This window comes from Bartonella sp. MU37NMGALS (assembly GCF_042194015.1).
Lineage (GTDB): Bacteria > Pseudomonadota > Alphaproteobacteria > Rhizobiales > Rhizobiaceae > Bartonella > Bartonella grahamii.
Window position 1 is genome coordinate 1 of sequence record NZ_JBHIML010000007.1, and the last position, 14,332, is coordinate 14,332.

Sequence of the window (14,332 nt, forward strand, 5' to 3'; positions counted from 1 at the left end):
GGCTAGCTATAGAAGCGATAAAAAAGCTCCAAAAAAATGAGGGATAGTGCTATAAAAAACATTAATGGAATCAATAATGATAAATTTCCCCCATATCGCAATAACTCATTTATTTTATTTAAAATTATTGAATCTCTGGGTTTAGCAATGTATGTAAATCAAATCGCAATTATTACTGCTCCACCATTATTTGGATTAATCCAAGATTTTACAGACACTTATTTACTAACTTTGAGTTGAGCAATGGCGAAAGAGACAAACTTTGGGAGGCTTTAGACCATGTTATTTATGATCCATACGGTGGTATTGAATATTCGGTTAAGCTAAAAAAAAATAGCATCTTCGCTGCTACCCCATAGAATATTGACAATTCTTATGAATCAAAAGATGTCTATTACCCCTAGAGCATATTTAAGCTTTGAAAACCTTCCAATTGATAGACAAATTAATACGTCACCTAATCCTTATAATTTAGATGCGTCTTGTAAAAGTGGCTATATTAGCGAAAATTTAATTATGATGTTTTCTTTATTAATCGGAGAGCCTTATTCAATTAAATTTGAAGGCGAACATATAGTAAACAACCTAGTTCCTTTAGAGGATAATAAAAAAGATTATACAGGATTAGGATCTGAAGTTGAGTTAAATTTTCATATAGAAAATACTGCACTAAAATTTATAACGAGTTTAAATTTATCTCCTAAAGGGATATTTTTCTGGTGTTCGCAATGATGTTGATGGCCCGTTAACGAGAATATCTGGTGCACATCTAGCTTTAAAACTTTTAAGTAAGAAGGATTTGAGTAGCTTAAGGGATAATTTATATATAATTAATTTTCTCTATAGAGGAGAAATTGGGTAACCTCTACAAGTAAAGTGTTCGAGAGGACGGTGAATTCCCAGATATCAGCGCTGTTTTTTATCTGGGCATGTTAGAGCCACAGTCAAAAAAAGCTAAGGAAGCTTTAAATCATTTTTATGAAGCTATGAAGACTGTATCTTTTGGAATTGATGTACAACTAGGAAGATTATTATACATTGATAACAGAATGGCTCTACACTCTGGAGGTAAATTTTTGGGATCATTTGATAGTTATGAAAATCCAATGCGGTGGATTCAAAGAGTGTTTGTGTCTGCAGATTTATGGAATCATAAATATGTAGAACAAATAAAAGAAAGAATATTTGATTTTCAATGTTAATGTCCTGATAATGATACGATGTTGAGTATTATTCCGGTTTATATATATTGACTACACATCTCATATGTATAGATTTCCCCCGCATAATCAGGTGAGATTACTACCTGATTATAAGCTATGGTAGCCAATTGATTTTCTATGGCTGCGTTTGATCTTTGTTATTTTTGCTCTTCCTTTCAAGCCGCTAGGGGGATTTTCCTATCAAGCCCTTGAAAGAGCGATTTGGAGTAATTTCATAATGCGAAACCAAAACATAGTGACAAACTTTTCTATTGTTTTCACAAGTATGACGGTTTGCATGGTTGCCCCCTTCAAGCACGGTGGCTTTTTTCTTGCACGATGGAATCTTTCACATATGAGACAACATAATTAATTTATAACAGATAATTCAATGTATTATCTAAAAAATGCAACGAAATAGCTATTAATGTGAACATATGAATAAAAAAAACAAACATCGCATACAAATAATAATACACCCCATGTCTTTAAACAAAGAATGAAAATCATAAAATGAGCTCTAAGGATAATAGGAACTCTCCACAAAGAAGAGACAGAGATGAAGACTTTAAAGACTTCATCATCACCATCCTTCACTATTTTATTAACATATTCATTTTATACAAGAATCTTTCCCTCGGAAGAAACAGCATTTGCAACAGCTTCCTCGCTTGCCTCATCGGGTAATAACATCTCATTATGGGCACATCCCGATGGGATCATAGGAAAACAGTTTTCTAAATGATAAACACGACAATCAAAAAGAACAGGCTTATCACTGTCAATCATCTGCTGAATTTTATCATCAAGTTCATCTGGTTTTGAACAACGAATCCCTACGGCTCCATAAGCTTGTGCCAATTTCACAAAGTCAGGCATAGATTCCGTATAAGAATGAGAAAGACGATTACCATGCAGCAATTGCTGCCACTGACGGACCATCCCCATATACTGATTATTTAAAATGAAAATTTTTACAGGTGTGTCATGCTGAATAGCTGTTGCAAGTTCTTGAATATTCATCTGAATGGAGGCATCACCAGAAATACACACAACAAGCGCAGCAGGATGTGCTATTTGAACACCAATAGCCGCAGGAAGACCATAACCCATAGTTCCCAGACCACCAGAAGTCATCCAATGTTTTGGTTCATCAAAATGATAATACTGTGCTGCCCACATCTGATGCTGTCCGACATCCGTTGTGATATAAGCACATGCATCTTTAGTAAGAGCATAAAGTCGTTCAAGAGCATATTGTGGCATGATAACATCTTTTTTTTTCATATATGCCAATGAATTACGAGCTTTCCAGCGATTAATTTGCGTCCACCACGCCTCACGGACTTCACTGTTAAACGCTGGTTGCTGTATCTTTAAGAGTTGCGTCATATCTCCTAAAACACAAGCCACATCACCAATAAGTGGCACTTTCACTTTTACGATCTTATTAATAGAAGAAGGATCAATATCAATATGGATAATACGCGCATAAGGTGCAAATGCATCCAATCGCCCTGTGATACGATCATCAAAGCGCGCACCAACAGCCAACATAACATCACAATCATGCATGGCCATATTAGCTTCATAGGTTCCATGCATCCCAAGCATTCCAAGCCAATTCTTGTCAGAAGCGGGATAAGCACCAAGCCCCATGAGTGTTGAAGTAATCGGAAAATTTCCCAATTGAACTAAATCGCGCAAAAGCTTTACAGCTTCCATCCCTGATGAAATAACACCACCACCAGAATAAATAACAGGACGCTTTGCTTCTACTAAGAGAGAAACAGCCTCTTCAATAGCCTGCGCATTCCCTTTCGGCTTTGAATAAGAACGCATAAATGTCGGCGCTTGAGGTGCTCTATAAATTCCTGAAGCAAATTGAACATCCTTAGGAATATCAATCAAAACCGGTCCAGGGCGACCTGATTGAGCAAGAGAAAAAGCTTCATGAATAATAGCCGCAAGATCATTGACGTTTTTAACCAGCCAATTCCACTTCGTACAGGGTTTTGTAATTCCAACCGTATCAGCTTCTTGAAAGCCATTTGTTCCAATAATCGTTGTCGCTACCTGACCAGAAAAACAAACAAGAGGTATAGAATCCATAAGAGCATCTTGCAAAGGTGTAACAGCATTCGTTGCGCCTGGACCAGAAGTCACAAGCATAACGCCTACCTTTCCAGTACTGCGTGCATAACCTTCAGCAGCATGCCCTGCAGCTTGTTCATGGCGCACCAAAATATGCTGGAGTGTATCTTGGTGATAGAGAACATCAAAAATAGGCAGAACAGCCCCACCAGGATAACCAAAGAGATGCTTAACTCCATGATCAATAAGAGCTTGCACCACCATTTCAGCCCCAGACATTATTTTTCCGTCCGCACTCTCTTGCTTTCTTGGATCATTTCTCATTTTTCCCACTCACCTACTTGATAGGACAATAAAAAAAGCCCCTAGCGGAGCCCATAAAAAAGACCCCAAAGGAGCCCATTACACAACACATACTGTATGATCACCCCCATTATTCCAACGTATAAAATATATAAAAATTTCCTTGTAGAAAGGTTTCTAATTCCATTGATACCATTCGTCAATAAAAAATTATATTTTCTAAAAAAAATCTTATCTTTTATCTTTCGAAAATTTCTTTGCAAAGCTCTAGCTCTTTTATCAAAAAGTAAGCATCCATTCTTCATCAAATTGATTACGAAACCATGTCATTTGTCTTTTTGCATATCTCCTCGTTTGTATTTTCACTGCTTCAAAAGCATTCTCAAAGCTTCTACATCCATCCAAATAAGCCATAAATTCAGGTATACCAATAGCCTTCATTGCTGGTAATGAAGGGGAAAGCTTAAGATTCTTCATAATCATCACCTCTTCTAAAGCTCCTCTTTCAATCATAGAATCCAAGCGTTTATGAATACGTTCATAAAGCAGAAGGCGTGGTGGCATGAGAAGAATTTTTTCGATGAAATTCGGCGCTATGAGAGGTGTTGTTTTTTGTTTCTGCCACCAACTGAGCGTCTTACCGGTTGCATCATAAACTTCCAAAGCACGGACAATACGTTGACCATCGTGCGAAGAAATTTTTTCAGCAACAACAGCATCAATCTGCAACAACTGGCGATAAAGATTTGCAACGCCCTCTTTATCAAGCCGAAGTCGCCACTTCTGCCGCACAACATCTGGAACATGAGGGATTTCCGAAATCCCCTTTAAAAGAGCACGAAAATAAAGTCCTGTTCCACCAACAAAAATAACTGATCTTAAAGAAAAAGTAGCCAATAGCTTCTCGACATCACACAACCATTGCCCTACTGAATAATTCAAAGTAGGACTCACATGACCATAAAGATAATGTGGCACAATCGCAGTATCAGCCTCTGTAGGCCGTGCCGTTAAAATATTTAAAACATCATAAACCTGCATTGAATCAGTGTTAATAATGAGAGCATTTTTTTCTTGAGCCATTTTCAAGGCAAGTTCTGACTTCCCACTTGCCGTTGGTCCCGCTAGTAATGTAACTGTTCTCTGTGTCATGAATAGCAATTTCTCCCAATCAATAACTTATTGCAACACAGCCCCCAAAGCCCCCTATGAAACTTATAACAAAAGAAAAAATGGACTTAATAACGACACCAAAGGAATTTCCAAGCATTTTTGCTATCATAATTCAATAATAAATTACAGCCATAATCATTCTGTCCGTTAGTCCATTAAAAATAAACATATTCTTTGTCATCATTTATGAAAATAATACTGAGCTTAACCTATACAATCAAACAGCTTTATTTTTTCCTATAAAAACAGCATGTTACTCTGGTTTATAATAAGAGATTCAGAAATTGTCTTCTGTACGCTCTCTTTCTTATAACTATTTTTTCATCCATCACCAAGAAAGGTATAAATATATATAACTAATTTAGTCTAATATCATTTTTCTCTAGAATAACTTTTTTCAAAATGAAGTAAAAAAACGTTCTCTATAGCACACAAAGTACAATCACAAAGTTCTAAAAGTCTCACTAAAGAAAACATGATTTATAATAATAATTGCACCCTTTATTTATAATAGTTGAGCGTTTTGCAACCTGAATAAGAGCTCCCAATATCATAAGATTTTCTCATTTTTATCCTTCTCATAAAGTGCCATATCAATACCATTCACTTGTGCATCAAAAGCAGAGATAAAAATTTGACTTAAACACAAGACATAGATCTTTTATGCGGCACTTCAAAGCCTAGGCTGTTGCAATATTGGGAACTAGCAAATCTATTATGGTACCAACTTATACTTTTATTTAATGCAAAAATAGAGCTGCCCAACGGATTTTATATTATACAATCCATACTTTTTGTCATGAAATGAGCTTGAGAAATATTGGACATCACATGGTTGAGCTACAAAGTAGCCACATACCAAGGCTGATAAAAAACAAAAAATTAATTTTTAAGCCTCAATCCATTGGGGTATCAATCCATCAGGAGCGTTAGGAACCGTAACTCTCCATCTGGACGCGCTACGATGAATAGAACATTTTTGCGTCCAGCTTCACGTAATTTATGAATACGTTTTTTAGCCTCATCGATTGTTGTGATAGCACTCTGATTAATATCAATAATGACTTCACCAACGCGAATACGCTTTTTATCCGCTGCGCTATTTTGTGCAACAGATGTTACCACTAGTCCTCGAAGTTTATCTGAAATTGAATAACGATGACGCAAATCCTCTGTCAATTCAGATAGCGTCATTCCCATAAATTGCATTGTCACGCTTTTCGACAGATCATTGTCTTTTTTATCATCAACTTCTTCTTCTATATCTTCATTTGCATCTGTTTCAATCAAACGTCCAAGCTTAACTTTTACTGTTTTTTCTTGCCCATTCCGTAAAACAGTAACATCCACCACTTTTCCTTCTGAACTTTCTGCAACTAAACGCGGCAAATCACGTGCATGCTTAATTTTTGCATTACCAAAGGAAAGAATAACATCTCCAGTTTGTAACTGGCTATTATCTACATTATTTTCTTCTGTCTGTTCTATTTTACCAGCCACCAATGCTCCTACAGCATTGTCCAATTTTAAACTTTTTGCAATATCCTCTGTTACCGGCTGAATACGAATAGCCAACCAACCACGCCTTATTTCTCCAAAATCACGCAATTGATTAATAACAGCAAGGGCCATATCCGATGGAATAGCAAACCCAATACCGATAGATCCTCCAGAAGGTGAAACAATTGCTGTATTAATGCCAATGACTTCACCATTTCTATCAAATAACGGACCACCAGAATTGCCCCGATTAATTGCTGCATCTGTTTGAATAAAATTATCATAGGGACCAGCATTAAGATCACGGTTACGTGCAGAAATAATACCAACCGTTACACTTCCACCAAAACCATAAGGATTACCAATAGCCATAACCCAGTCACCAATACGTGCTTTTTCTGAGTCACCAAAACGCACAGCTTTTAATTTTTTACGTCCCGCATCCACTTGAAGTAGTGCCAAATCAGTTTTGCTATCCTTGCCAAGAAGCTTCGCCTTGAGTTTTGTACCATCTGTAAAATTAACTTCAATATCATCAGCATCAACAATAACATGATAATTTGTAACAATAATCCCTTTTTGCGCATCAATCACAAAACCAGACCCCAAAGAACGCACCTTTTGAAATTGACTATTTTTTTGACCATCTTTGGATGTAAAAAAATCATTAAAATATTCCTCCAGCAATGAATCTTTGGGAATAACGGGTACCGAAGTATTTTCATCCTGTTCGGTTCCTTCAACAGTCTGTGCCGTAGAAATATTCACAACCGTCTCCAAAAGCTCAGAAGCTAAATCAGGAATAGAAAGCAATGTCTTGTTTGTCTCTGCGCTCCAAGACAAATTCACTGATCCTGATAAAAACAAAACCACACACAAAACAACTCTTGTGATAAAAGACTTCAAAAACGTATTTCTACTCACGATACTTCTATCCATGACATGCCTTTAACCAAAGCTGAAAAGAGCCCTACCCAATTTATTATACAAAATCAGTATGGCTTAACACTGTCTTACATTCATCATAAAAAAAGCAGCTATAGAGCATACTTCTCATATGAAATAGTATACTCTACACATTGTTTCATCTATTCTCCACCAGACTTTGAATCAGTTTTGCTCAAACTAGGACTCATTGTTGATGAAAGCTTTTTCTTTGCTTGCAGGGGATTGTGAAAATAAAAAAAGAAATCCTCATTTGGTGAAATGACCATCGGAACTCTTTCTAAATTCTTATACTTTTCCATCGCTAACCAAAAATCGTAAAAAGATGGATTAGCTTCCCGCGCATTTAGTAAAATGCGAATACTTTCAGCTTGTCCTTCACCACGAGTAATTTCAGCATCACGCTTTGCAGCTGCGACGATTTCTTCATATTCACGATTAGCCTCCGCCACAATACGATCTCGTTCTTGCTGACCACGAGCACGAATATTTTCTGCAGCAGCTTCACGTTCAGCTGCCATTTGTCGATAAACATCTTCTGAAACAGCATCCGTCAAATCGGTTTTACGAATACGCACATCAACAATGGTAATACCCAACGAACCTGCATCTACAGAAAACTGCTTCTGTACTTCAGCCATCATCGCACCTCGTTCATCCGATAAGGCTGCTTTAAATTCTCGCTTGCCATAAACAGCACGTAAAGCGTCAATAAACCGTGGTGCAAGGTTTTCACGTGCCGCAATTTGTGGACGCCCAGAAGCAATGCGCTGTAAAAACAACTTAGGATCTGTAATACGGTAAATAAAGAACGCATCTACCTCATAATACGCACCACCACGAACCTGTACAGATTGTGTAGGAACATCGTAACGCAACAACCGATTATCCACAATGATGATCTTATCTATAAAAGGCGCCTTGAAATAGATTCCAGGGTTAGATTCTACCTGAACAATTTGTCCAAAACGCTTAATTGCTACTTGTTGACGAGGATAGACGATAAAAACGGACATCCACAAAATCATCAAAACAAACACTATAGCACTAAAAACAAACAAAAAACGAGATTGCTGCATAATTAATATCCTCCAGAAATGCGAGAATCCGAAAGCGATGCAGGACGCGCTGATGTTGCCTTCAATTTTTCTGATGAATTGCTACGCAACAATTCGTTCAAAGGTAAATAGGGCACCGCTGGAGAATTTGCCTGATCAAAAACCAACTTATTTGGTGAAGAAAGAATACGCCCCATCGTTTCCATATAGAGACGGTAGCGAGCAGCTTCTGGTGAAATCGCAGCCTCACGAGCTATCGCCTGAAAACGTTCCGCACGCCCTGTTGCCTCTTCAACCATTTGTGCCTTTTCACCTTTTGCGATTTCTCGTGTGCGTGAAGCTTCACCATTTGCTAAACCAATTTTCGTAAAACGCACACGATTCCCCTCTTCAATCATTCTTCCACGTTCCTGCTCCGCCTGCTGAACAGAATTAAACGCAGCAGCAACCTTTGTTGGAGGAGCAGCTTCACTGATAGACACACGGCTTATTTCAACACCAAGTTGATATTTATCTACAGTCAACTGAATAATCTTTCTGACGTCATTAGCAACTTCTTCTTTCTTGTCACGTAAAACATCATCAACCGGCCGCGAACCAATGACCTCACGCATTGCACTCTCAGCAACTTGGCGAACTGTTCCTTCTTGATCATTCACATTGAATAAAAACTGACTAGGGTATGAAATGCGATAGTAAACGGAAAAATTAACATTAACAATGTTCTGATCACTTGAAAGCATTAAGCCATCACTTTGTTGCGCCTGACCAGGCTTCCCACCAATCGCAATTGTTTTTTCCGTTAAAGGTACTTTCATATAGGTCTCAATTGGCCAAAAATGAAAATGCAACCCATCACCAATAATGCCTTCTTTAGGGATGCCAAAGCGCAACTCTACCGCTTGTTCATTTTGCTGAACAATATAAATTGACTGGTATAGCCAAAAAAACACAATAAGCAGAAGGAATAAAACAGAAAAACTGCTTCTCCCGAATTGTTTAAACTGATCCTGCCCTTTGCGCAAAATATCATTAAGATTAGGACCATTTTCGCCACCATTACCGCCACCAGAACCAAAGAGATTCTTAGCTGGTGTTTTTTTGTCACCACTGTTTTTATCGCCACTCCACGGGCCACCACCATTTTGATTTGTCCAGGGCATTATCACCTCTTTAACTGATTACCACTACTCGAACACCAACCATTTGCTTGATCTTATAGGGTGTCTCTTACCTCATTACAATACAACTGATAACCCCTTCCACTTCATATTACAAAAAATTATTTCCGCTCATAAACCACAAAACGTGTCGGATGACTATCTTTTTCTCCTTTTGGAATATCTTGTGTTTCTACAATAGTCCATTTTTCTTTATCAAAAACAGGAAAAAAACTATCCCCTTCTATAGAAGCTAAAACTTCTGTAAGGAATATTTTATCAGCCATATGCAACCCTTGTTGAAAAATTTCACCACCCCCAATAATAAAAACTACATCTGCACCATTTTGAGAAGCCACACTTTTTGCGATAGAACAGGCTTGCGACAAAGAATGAGCAATAACAGCGCCTTCAGCCGTGAATGCGCAATTACGGGTAATAACAATATTTGTACGCCCTGGTAAAGGACGCCCAAGAGAATCCCATGTTTTTCGCCCCATAATAATGGGGTTACCAAAAGTCAAAGCTTTAAAGCGTTGCAAATCCGTGGATAAATGCCAAGGCATCGCACCTTCACGACCTATAACACCATTTTCTGCAACAGCTGCAATTAAACAAACTGGAAAAGTCATACTGCTACCGGTGCCTTGATATGTGGCTGCGCTTCATAATTAAGCAATTCAAAATCCTCAAATTTAAAAGAAAAAAGATCTGTTACCGCTGAATTTATAAGCATCAACGGCAAAGCATTTGGTATACGAGACAACTGGTATCTCGCCTGTTCAAAATGGTTAGAATAAAGATGAGCGTCACCTAGAGTATGAATAAAGTCTCCTGCTTTAAGTCCGCTTACTTGGGCAATCATCATCGTCAATAACGCATAGGAAGCAATATTAAACGGAACACCTAAGAAAATATCTGCTGAACGCTGATAGAGCTGACAGGATAGCTTCCCATTAGCAACATAAAATTGAAAAAAACAATGACAAGGAGGCAAAGCCATCTCCTCTATCAGTGCGGGATTCCAAGCAGATACAATTAAGCGACGAGAATCAGGCGTTTCTTTAATCATCGTCAAAAGATGACTGATTTGATCAATCTGCCGTCCATCGGGAGCAGGCCAAGAGCGCCACTGATAACCATAAATAGGACCAAGGTTCCCTTTCTCATCAGCCCACTCATCCCAAATTGACACACCATGTTCCTTCAACCATGCAATATTTGTATCACCCCTCAAAAACCACAAAAGCTCATAAATGATCGAGCGCAAATGTAATTTCTTCGTTGTTAACAGAGGAAAGCCAGCTTGCAAATCAAACCGCATTTGATACCCAAAAATTGATCGTGTCCCCACACCGGTTCGATCTGTACGATCAATGCCGTTATTTAAAACATGCGATAAAAGATCAAGATAGATTTTCATATAAATATTATGGTTGATTCTTAACGTTACAGGAAATAGAAACTTCAAAATTTATAAAAATACAATTCAAAAAAATCCTCCTCCCAAACATCTTTTATAGGAAATCATTATTATACGATTGCATTTTGATGAATCAAATCGTAAATAAATTTTAAAAGAAACAAGTTAGGTATGATCATAAAAGGGATAAATTTATGGAGAATGAACCAACTTTAGCACCACATGATACAAGAAAACGTATCTGGGCTATCGTGTCCAGTGCATCAGGTAATCTAGTAGAATGGTATGACTTTTATGTTTATTCCTTTACGTCCATTTACTTTGCATCACAATTTTTTCCCTCAGATGGCAATGTCGTTACACAACTTTTAAAAGCGGCTGGTGTCTTTGCTATTGGTTTTCTTATGCGCCCAATCGGCGGATGGCTTTTTGGCTTCATTGCCGATCGTTACGGACGCAAACGCTCAATGCTTATCTCAGTTTTTATGATGTGTGGTGGTTCGTTCTTAATCGCCCTACTCCCTACCTATGAAACCATTGGAGTAGCAGCAGGAATTCTTCTACTTTTACTCAGAATGCTTCAAGGGCTTTCTGTCGGTGGTGAATATGGTACAACAGCAACTTATATGAGTGAAATCGCCCTCAAAAATCGCCGAGGATTTTTTAGCTCTTTCCAATACACCACACTGATTGGTGGTCAACTTCTAGCCAGTCTTGTTATATTCATTTTAGCGCTTTATCTCACTGAAGATCAGCTAAAAGCATGGGGCTGGCGTATCCCATTTGCCATTGGTGGACTAGGAGCAATTGTTGCGATTTATCTACGCCGCACGCTCCATGAGACAACGACCAAAGAAAGTCGTTCTAATGCACAAGCTGGTAGTATTAGGGGACTCTTGAGCAACCACCGAAAAGCTTTTTTTCTAGTTATCGGCTTTACCGCTGGAGGATCGCTCACATTCTACACCTATACGACTTACATGCAGAAATATCTGATTACAACCACCGGCTTTGATAAACATACAGCCACAACTGTGATGACTGCTGCACTCTTTGTTTTCATGTTACTTCAACCTGCATTTGGTTTTATGGCTGATAAAATTGGAACAAGAACTTCACTCCTTATTTGGAGTGTCTTATCTATTATCTTTACCATTCCCGGACTTAATGTGATTGGTAGTACTGATAGTACATGGATTGCTTTATCAGTCATTATTGGAATGCTATGCATTATGAGCTTTTATACATCCATCTCTGGCATTGTAAAATCAGAAATGTTTCCCGCTTCAGTACGAGCAATAGGAGTTGGGCTCTCTTATGCTATTGCCAACGCACTGTTTGGCGGTTCTGCTGAATATGTCGCGCTTGGATTAAAAGATCTTGGATATGAATCTGTCTTCTATTTTTATATAACCGGCATGATGATTATTGCATTCATTTCTGTTCTCTTAATGCCAGATGCCCGGAAAGAGGGTTATCTTCAAGGTGATAGTATCCATTAAATTTTCTAAACTAAATCAAGAATCCCGATTTTTCGGGCTTCTTGATTATGATAATACTGTAAAATCAATTTATAGACATGCCTTTCATATCATAAACATCTCTCGTGTCATAAAGGAGAGATATCCTCTTCTTTGATATAAACCATGATGAATAAAGTACCTCATGCCATGACCCTATATTTTTCATGATACCAATAAATCCAGTACACTTAGCTTTAAAACATCAAATCTGCTTTAATTAATATCCTCTTTTCTTTATCAAAAATAAGCAAAACATCGTTTCCTTATTTGTCTAATAATGGACATTAAAGCGCATCTATTATCACCAATCAATCATCTCTCAACCCCCCTTTCTGATCTGAATGATCGATGACACCGTTAAAGATACAATAAAAATCTAAACATATCCTCCTATAAATATGAGCACTGTTTTTGTTCTATGACAAAAATAAAAACTGGAAACATCATGAAAATAAGCCGCTTCCACCCCCTCTTTTTTTAAGAAACATCTTTTAAGAAACATCGCAATACAATTGAATTTTTATGGCTTAAACTGTAAACAACTTTAAAGAGAAGAAAAGTTATAGATCTAAAAGGGGAATACTTCATGAATAATCAAACAACTTTAGATCCACATGATACAAGGAAACGTATTTTTGCTATCATATCCAGTGCATCAGGAAATCTGGTAGAATGGTACGACTTTTATGCTTACTCCTTTGCATCGGTTTATTTTGCATCACAATTTTTTCCTGAAGATGAAGATATCGTTACACAACTTTTAAAAACTGCAGGAATCTTTTTTATTGGCTTTCTTATGCGTCCAATTGGAGCATGGCTCTTTGGATTCATTGCGGATCGTTATGGACGTAAACGCTCAATGCTTATTTCTGTTTTTATGATGTGTGGTGGCTCTTTTCTCATTGCCATACTTCCCACTTATAAAACCTTGGGAATAACAGCAGCATTCCTCCTCCTTTTAGTCCGCATGTTTCAAGGACTTTCCGTTGGCGGTGAATATGGTACAGCAGCAACTTATATGAGCGAAGTTGCACCCAAAAATCGTCGTGGGCTCTTTGCATCTTTTCAATATGCAACAACGATCACAGGTCAACTTCTCGCAAGTTTTATAATATTTATTTTATCCCTTTACCTTACGGAAGATCAGTTAAAAGCGTGGGGCTGGCGTATTCCTTTTGTCATTGGTGGCTTTGGAGCAATTGTTGCAATTTATCTGCGTAGTTTGCTCCATGAAACAACAACCCACAAAAGCCGCTCTGAACAAAATGCTGGTAGTCTTAGAGAACTTTTTCGCAATCATAAAAAAGCTTTCTTTTTGGTTGTTGGCTTTACAGCTGGTGGATCACTCACATTTTATACATACACCACTTATATGCAAAAATATCTGATCACAACCACAGGCTTTGATAAACAAACCGCAACAACGATAATGACTGCCGCCCTCTTTATTTTTGTGCTACTCCAACCCCTTTTTGGTTCCATAGCCGATAAAATTGGAGCAAGAGCTTCACTCATTAGTTGGAGTACTTTATCCATTATCTGCACCATTCCTGTACTTAAAATGATTGGGAATGCCCATAATGCATGGGCAGCACTCTTAATCATCATTGGAATACTCTGTGTTATGAGTTTTTATACGTCCATTGCTGGTATCATAAAAGCAGAATTGTTCCCAGCCTCAATCCGCGCAATTGGTGTTGGATTTGCTTTTGCCATTGGGAATGCACTATTTGGCGGTTCTGCTGAATATGTAGCGCTTGGATTAAAAAATATGGGATACGAATCTGTTTTCTTTTTTTACATAGTTGGTATGATGGTCATTGCACTCATCTCTATTCTCCTTATGCCCGATATAGATAAAGGAGGATATCTCGATAAAGACAATAAACTTCATTAAACTTATTTTCTGGATAAAAAAGCCCAAGAAATTGGGCTTTTTTTGATCTCCTCT

At 37.8% G+C, this 14,332-nt stretch carries 11 protein-coding genes; 4 read left to right on the forward strand and 7 right to left on the reverse strand.

The genetic code is table 11. From position 1 onward, the window contains the following. Nucleotides 1–387: 387 nt before the first annotated feature. Together ACFIJP_RS05320 and ACFIJP_RS05325 are read left to right on the forward strand one after the other, a co-directional pair. The gene (locus ACFIJP_RS05320) at nucleotides 388–732 is read left to right on the forward strand and encodes a hypothetical protein (RefSeq protein WP_375626074.1); all 345 of its coding nucleotides are present in this window, start codon (nucleotides 388–390) and stop codon (nucleotides 730–732) included. Between the two features lie 197 nt (nucleotides 733–929). Further along, nucleotides 930–1,202, forward strand: a complete 273-nt coding sequence (locus ACFIJP_RS05325) for a hypothetical protein (protein WP_375626076.1) — start codon at nucleotides 930–932, stop codon at nucleotides 1,200–1,202. Nucleotides 1,203–1,820: 618 nt separating this feature from the next. On the opposite strand, the gene ACFIJP_RS05330 is transcribed toward ACFIJP_RS05325, so the two are convergent. From ACFIJP_RS05330 to ACFIJP_RS05360, 7 genes are all read right to left on the reverse strand, one after another. Beyond that, nucleotides 1,821–3,620, reverse strand: coding sequence for an acetolactate synthase 3 large subunit (locus ACFIJP_RS05330; RefSeq protein WP_375626077.1), 1,800 nt, complete (start codon nucleotides 3,618–3,620; stop codon nucleotides 1,821–1,823). 258 nt (nucleotides 3,621–3,878) lie between these two features. Further along, complete coding sequence (gene miaA, locus ACFIJP_RS05335) at nucleotides 3,879–4,751, reverse strand: tRNA (adenosine(37)-N6)-dimethylallyltransferase MiaA (RefSeq protein WP_375626079.1); 873 nt, start codon at nucleotides 4,749–4,751, stop codon at nucleotides 3,879–3,881. Between the two features lie 933 nt (nucleotides 4,752–5,684). After that, nucleotides 5,685–7,211: a Do family serine endopeptidase gene (locus ACFIJP_RS05340; RefSeq protein ID WP_375626081.1), complete on the reverse strand. Its 1,527-nt coding sequence runs from the start codon at nucleotides 7,209–7,211 to the stop codon at nucleotides 5,685–5,687. A 149-nt stretch (nucleotides 7,212–7,360) separates the two neighbouring features. Next, nucleotides 7,361–8,296, reverse strand: a complete 936-nt coding sequence (gene hflC / locus ACFIJP_RS05345; RefSeq protein ID WP_375626083.1) for a protease modulator HflC — start codon at nucleotides 8,294–8,296, stop codon at nucleotides 7,361–7,363. A gap of 2 nt (nucleotides 8,297–8,298) precedes the next feature. After that, nucleotides 8,299–9,438, reverse strand: coding sequence for an FtsH protease activity modulator HflK (gene hflK, locus ACFIJP_RS05350; protein ID WP_375626085.1), 1,140 nt, complete (start codon nucleotides 9,436–9,438; stop codon nucleotides 8,299–8,301). A gap of 119 nt (nucleotides 9,439–9,557) precedes the next feature. Continuing rightward, nucleotides 9,558–10,067, reverse strand: coding sequence for a dihydrofolate reductase (locus ACFIJP_RS05355; protein WP_375626087.1), 510 nt, complete (start codon nucleotides 10,065–10,067; stop codon nucleotides 9,558–9,560). Further along, nucleotides 10,064–10,858 carry a thymidylate synthase gene (locus ACFIJP_RS05360; RefSeq protein ID WP_375626089.1) on the reverse strand — a complete coding sequence of 265 codons (795 nt, stop codon included), beginning with the start codon at nucleotides 10,856–10,858 and terminating at the stop codon, nucleotides 10,064–10,066. Before ACFIJP_RS05360 ends, ACFIJP_RS05355 begins: the two co-directional genes overlap by 4 nt. 194 nt (nucleotides 10,859–11,052) lie before the next feature. Here ACFIJP_RS05360 and ACFIJP_RS05365 point away from each other — a divergent pair, with 194 nt between their 5' ends. Together ACFIJP_RS05365 and ACFIJP_RS05370 are read left to right on the forward strand one after the other, a co-directional pair. Continuing rightward, nucleotides 11,053–12,360 carry an MFS family transporter gene (locus tag ACFIJP_RS05365; protein WP_375626091.1) on the forward strand — a complete coding sequence of 436 codons (1,308 nt, stop codon included), beginning with the start codon at nucleotides 11,053–11,055 and terminating at the stop codon, nucleotides 12,358–12,360. A gap of 607 nt (nucleotides 12,361–12,967) precedes the next feature. Next, nucleotides 12,968–14,278 (forward strand): MFS family transporter, encoded by a 1,311-nt coding sequence (locus tag ACFIJP_RS05370; RefSeq protein WP_375626092.1) that lies wholly within the window; start codon nucleotides 12,968–12,970, stop codon nucleotides 14,276–14,278. Nucleotides 14,279–14,332 lie beyond the last annotated feature (54 nt).